Source organism: Demequina sp. (assembly GCF_016278775.1).
In the GTDB taxonomy this organism is placed as follows: domain Bacteria; phylum Actinomycetota; class Actinomycetes; order Actinomycetales; family Demequinaceae; genus Demequina.
On the sequence record NZ_JADQBF010000056.1, the window covers coordinates 1 to 4,746 of the forward strand.

Sequence of the window (4,746 nt, forward strand, 5' to 3'; positions counted from 1 at the left end):
CTCCTGGCCGGCCGGCGGGTGCGCCGCCGGGTGCGCCACCAGGGGCGCCGCCTGGACGCGGACGCGAAGCGCCTCCGCGAGCCGGTTGGAACGGGTTGTTGCCACCCGGGCGCTGGCGCGGTGCACCAGGACGCGGTTGGAACGGGTTGTTGCCACCCGGGCGTGGCCGCGGGCGCGGCATGTCGCTCGGAAGCGGCGCCGCAGACTTCTTGTCCGCATCGGCTGATGCCGCATCGCCAGATGCAGACGCTGCATCTTGGGAGGCTGCGGGCGCGGACTTCTCGTCGGACGCCGACGGCGTCGCGTCGGCTGGCTTGCTCGGCGCAGCCTCGGCGGACTGCGGCTCGGGCTCTGGCGCTGGCTCGGGTTCGGCGGCCGCAGGCTTGGGCGCTGCGGGCTTGGGTGCCGCCTTGGCGGCGGCAGGCTTGCTCGCCGGCTCCGCCTTGGCGGGCGCTGCCGACGCGGGGAAGGCCTCTTTGGCCTTGCGCACGACGGGCGCTTCAAGGGTCGAAGAAGGTCCCTTGACGTATTCGCCGAGCTCGTTCAGCTTGGCAATGAGGTCTTTGCTCGGAACACCGAGCTCCTTCGCGATCTCATGAACGCGGGGCTTAGCCACAATTCTCCTGTCTCGGTCCGACCAAGACAGGGTCGAACCATCGTTACTGCGGGGTACTCATTTACGGGTACTCATTGGATGACCATGGGCTTTCATCCTGTCCGGTCGATGGGTGGGCTACGGTCCGCTTGTCGAGCGGAACGCCGGATGCTCGACGAGCCCCGACGCATCGAAGGTTGCCGTGCGAAATGCGCGGCCAAATGCGTGGCGCCTCGTCGCGTGCGAGAGGCAACTCCCGTCCGGATGGAGCCATGCTCCCCGACCAGGCGCGGCTGCTGATTCGTCGACCGCCAGGCGGCCGTCGGTCAGCACCACTCGCACAAGAACCGACCGAGCGTCTTGCCTTCGACACCCGACGCACGTTCGCACAGGCACGTGTCCTGTGGGGCGCGCGTCGAACTCAGGCTCGACGTTCGGCGCATCCAGTCTAGCGCGCTCGGTCAGTTCGGGTCACCTTGATCCCCCGGCGCTTCGTCAGATCGGATGTCGATGCGCCATCCGGTGAGGCGCGCGGCCAGGCGCGCATTCTGCCCCTCCTTGCCGATCGCGAGCGACAAGTGGTAATCGGGAACCACCACTCTGGCGGCACGCGCCTCGGCATCTACCACGGTCACCGACACGACTCGCGAGGGAGACAGGGCATTGCCGACGAACGTGGCCGGGTCGTCGTCCCAATCGACGATGTCGATCTTCTCGCCCCTCAACTCGCTCATCACTGCCCGCACACGCGCACCCATCGGGCCGATGCACGCCCCCTTCGCGTTGACGCCTGGAATGGTCGCCCGAACGGCCATCTTGGAGCGGTGACCGGCCTCGCGGGCGAGGCTCATGATCTCCACGGTGCCGTCTGCGATCTCGGGCACCTCCATCTCGAACAGCTTGCGCACGAGCCCTGGATGAGTGCGCGACAGCGTGATGGAAGGGCCCTTCGCGCCGCGCGCCACGGTCAGCACATAGCCGCGAATCCGCTCGCCGTGCTCGTACGTCTCTGTGGGAACCTGCTCGTGACCGGGCAACAGCGCCTCCACGTCACCCACGTCCACGTGCACGTTGCGGGGATCGGCGCTCTGCTGGATGACGCCGGAGACCAGCGTCCCTTCCTTGTCTGCGTATTGGCCCAGCACGGCGTCGTCACCGGCTTGGCGAAGCCGCTGCACGATCACTTGCCGCGCCGTCGCGGTCGCGATCCGGCCAAAGTCGTGCGGCGTGTGCTCGAACTCCGGGCCCAGTTCGCCGTCCTCGCCCTCTTCCCGCGCATGGATGGACACCTTGCCCGACTCGCGGTCCACGATGGCTCTAGCGTGCGCGAAGGCTCCTGGAGTCTTGTGATACGCACTCAGCAGGGCCTGCTCGATCGCGTCGATGAGGACATCGAGCTTGAGGTCGCGCTCCCGCTCGAGCCCCCTAAGGGTCATCATGTCGATGTCCACGTCGTGTTCCGTCCGTTCAGTCGGCTGGGCTCTCGGCCTCAGTCGATTCGTTTCAGTTCGACCTGGACGTGCCCGACCTGCACATCGGCGAGCGCGATCGTGGCCGCCTTGCCGTCTTGGTCGAGCACCAGGTCCGTATCCGTCACCTCGGTGAGGCGCCCCGTCACGGCGTCGCCAGCCGCCAGTTCGAGCGTCACGAGGCGCGTGCGCGCGCGCAGGAAGTGCCTGCGCAAGGTGAGGGGCCGGTCAGTGCCGGGAGTCGAGACCTCGAGGAGGTAGGTGCCTGACGGAACGTCGGCCGCATCGAGCGCGTCGCCGATGGCGCGCGAGGCGGCGGCAACGGTATCGAGATCCGCCGAGCCTACGGCGTCTTCCGGAAGATCGACGGTCACGAGTACGCGGGTGTGCTTTCCAGCGGCGGATACCGTCACGGAGTCCACCATGAGGCCCACGGCCTCTGCTACTGGTCCCGCCAGGTCAGCGATGCGGTCATCGAGTTTCATTCGCTGCCTCCCTGCGCGCTCGCGCGCGTTCCGTTGCTTCATTTGTACTCGCCCCCGATTCTACGGCCCACCGGCAGCACGTGGGAGACTACGCCCATGGCGGGTCTGGAATGGGGCGGCGGCTCGGTGGGAGCGCGGACTATCACGGCGTTCCTTGCGGGGGCCGTGGCGGTGACGTTGTCAGGCTGCGGCGCGCGCTGGGAGACGGAGCCCCCCGTCTTCCCGTCGCCAGACGCGGTCACCGTCGCTCGGGATTCTCTCGCCGACGCCTCGGCCGAGGTTGTCGAGGCCGCCGTGCGGGAAGGCGCCGACGCCGACGACGTCGCCGTTGACGCGACGGCCGCCGCTGAGACGCACCTTGACGTGCTGGGCGGCGTCTACGTCGCCTATCCCTCCGCCACCCCTTCGCCTGAAGAGGACACCACCGCGTCGCCCGCCCCCGAGCCGAGCCTGGCGGAGGCAATCGCCGCGGCCCGGGCGACAGCCGCGTCGGTTGCCGCGACCACGGTCGACGCCGATCTCGCCTTCCTGGCACGGTCGATCGATCTCGAGTGGGCCTTGCGCGAGTGGTGGGCCGCTCAAGAGGCCGCCGCCGAGGAGGCTGCCGCTTGGGCCGATGCCGCGGCGTCTGCATCTCCCACGCCCCCTCCCACCGCCGACGACGGTTCCGGTGAGCAGCCTCCCAGCGATGCGGACCCGGTGTGGTTCCCGCTCGCCGACGGATCGATCGCCGTGACGCCGGGGTTCACCCCCGATGAGTCGACGGTCCTCGCGCAGGCGACGCTGACCGAGCTCGCCCTGCGGGAGGATGAGGCGCGATTCGCGTACGAGACGCTCGCGGCCCAGGAGTTCGGTCCACGCAGGGACGACGCTCTCGGCAGGGCTCGCCTCCACGCGGAACGCTCCGACTCCTTCGCCGCGCTCATCGACACAGATCCCCGCACGCCGCTGTACCAGGTGAGGGACGCAGACCTGCTCGACCCTGACTCACGCCGCGTACTCGAACGCTCCGTCGAGACGGATCTGGCGACGCGTTACGCGGCGCTGCTCGACGGGGCCGCTCCGGATGACGCCGCGTGGCTGGTCAACGCGGCATTCGACGCCTACGCGCGTGCCATGCGCACTGACGGATTCTTGGCGACCGACGTGCCGACGCTGCCCGGGCTGGAAGTGGTGCGTAGCGCGCCGCCGACCGCGTCGGCGTCGGCGCCCGCGACGGCCTCCATCGTCCCGTCCCCCAGGGCCAGCTAACTGGTCCGCCTCTCGTCAGCCCCTCGTCAGCCCTCCTCAGCCCCTCGCCGTCCCTCGTCGGCCCCTCGCCGGGCGCGTCGCCGCCGCTTTCTCGGTGTCGTGCCCAGGTCGGGTGTGGTGGGGTTGTCCACAGGTCATCGTGCCTGGTAGGTGTGTGTCAGGGGGTGGTGCTTGACTGGTTTCATGACGAACCAGCCGGCGGTGCTTGACAGGGCACAGGTGCAGCGTGTGAGCTCACTGGTGCGCGACCTGGCACGCTGTGATGTTGCCGCACTGGCGGAGGGCGACTTCTTAGGAGTGCTCGACGACGTCGCGACGCTGGGGCGCCTCACCGATGCTTTGCGTGCGCGTGTCGCTGGTGATGCCGCCCGACGTTCGACCCCTGATCAGGTCGGTGGTGGGCTTGCTAGGCGGCAAGGGTTTGGTAACGCGGCATCGATGGTCGCGTCGGTGACGGGTGGATCTCAGGCGGGTGCGTGGCGGGCGATCGAAGCGGGCAGGGCGTTCATTGCTGAGCCCGCACTGCCCTCCGAGTCTGAGTCCACTCAGTCCGATCCTGCCCAACCCGACCAAGCTCAGCTCGACCAGGCCTCACCTGCGCCCCGTTACCCGGCGATCACAGCCGCCTCGATGGCTGGCAATCTGTCCACGGACGCGGCCGGGATCATCACTGTGGGGCTTGAACGTCTCACGGACGGTGTTCCCAGCGACCAGGTGCATGCACTGGAGCAACGCCTCGTAGCTAAGGCGGTGCGCCTCACGGTGAAGGAGGTGCGACGGTTGGTGGCCCGGGAGGTCGCGAAGGCGGATCTGGCCGGTCACATGGAAAGTGAGAAGCGTCAACACGCTGAGAGGTATCTGTCGTGGAGTGAAGACCACACCGGGATGGTGACCCTCAGTGGTCGTCTGGATGCGGTCACCGCCGCACCGATCCGAACCGTGCTGG

Annotated in this window: 6 protein-coding genes; 2 read left to right on the forward strand and 4 right to left on the reverse strand. The window is 68.6% G+C overall.

Going from position 1 to position 4,746, the window contains the following annotated elements:
* The 4 genes from QZZ33_RS07270 to rimP all read right to left on the reverse strand — a co-directional run.
* Positions 1 to 616, reverse strand: a 616-nt coding sequence (locus QZZ33_RS07270) for a translation initiation factor IF-2 N-terminal domain-containing protein (protein ID WP_291379109.1), incomplete at its 3' end; no start/stop codon positions are given.
* 117 nt (positions 617 to 733) lie between these two features.
* On the reverse strand, positions 734 to 991 hold the full coding sequence (locus tag QZZ33_RS07275) for a YlxR family protein (protein WP_366475795.1): 258 nt from the start codon (positions 989 to 991) through the stop codon (positions 734 to 736).
* Positions 992 to 1,056: 65 nt separating this feature from the next.
* On the reverse strand, positions 1,057 to 2,046 hold the full coding sequence (gene nusA / locus QZZ33_RS07280) for a transcription termination factor NusA (protein WP_291379110.1): 990 nt from the start codon (positions 2,044 to 2,046) through the stop codon (positions 1,057 to 1,059).
* Positions 2,047 to 2,084: 38 nt separating this feature from the next.
* Positions 2,085 to 2,549 (reverse strand): ribosome maturation factor RimP, encoded by a 465-nt coding sequence (rimP, locus tag QZZ33_RS07285; protein WP_291379111.1) that lies wholly within the window; start codon positions 2,547 to 2,549, stop codon positions 2,085 to 2,087.
* 96 nt (positions 2,550 to 2,645) lie between these two features.
* On the opposite strand from rimP, the gene QZZ33_RS07290 reads away from it, so the two are divergent.
* On the forward strand, positions 2,646 to 3,800 hold the full coding sequence (locus tag QZZ33_RS07290) for a hypothetical protein (RefSeq protein WP_291379112.1): 1,155 nt from the start codon (positions 2,646 to 2,648) through the stop codon (positions 3,798 to 3,800).
* A gap of 183 nt (positions 3,801 to 3,983) precedes the next feature.
* The coding region (locus QZZ33_RS07295) for a DUF222 domain-containing protein (RefSeq protein ID WP_291379113.1) at positions 3,984 to 4,746 on the forward strand (763 nt) is incomplete at its 3' end.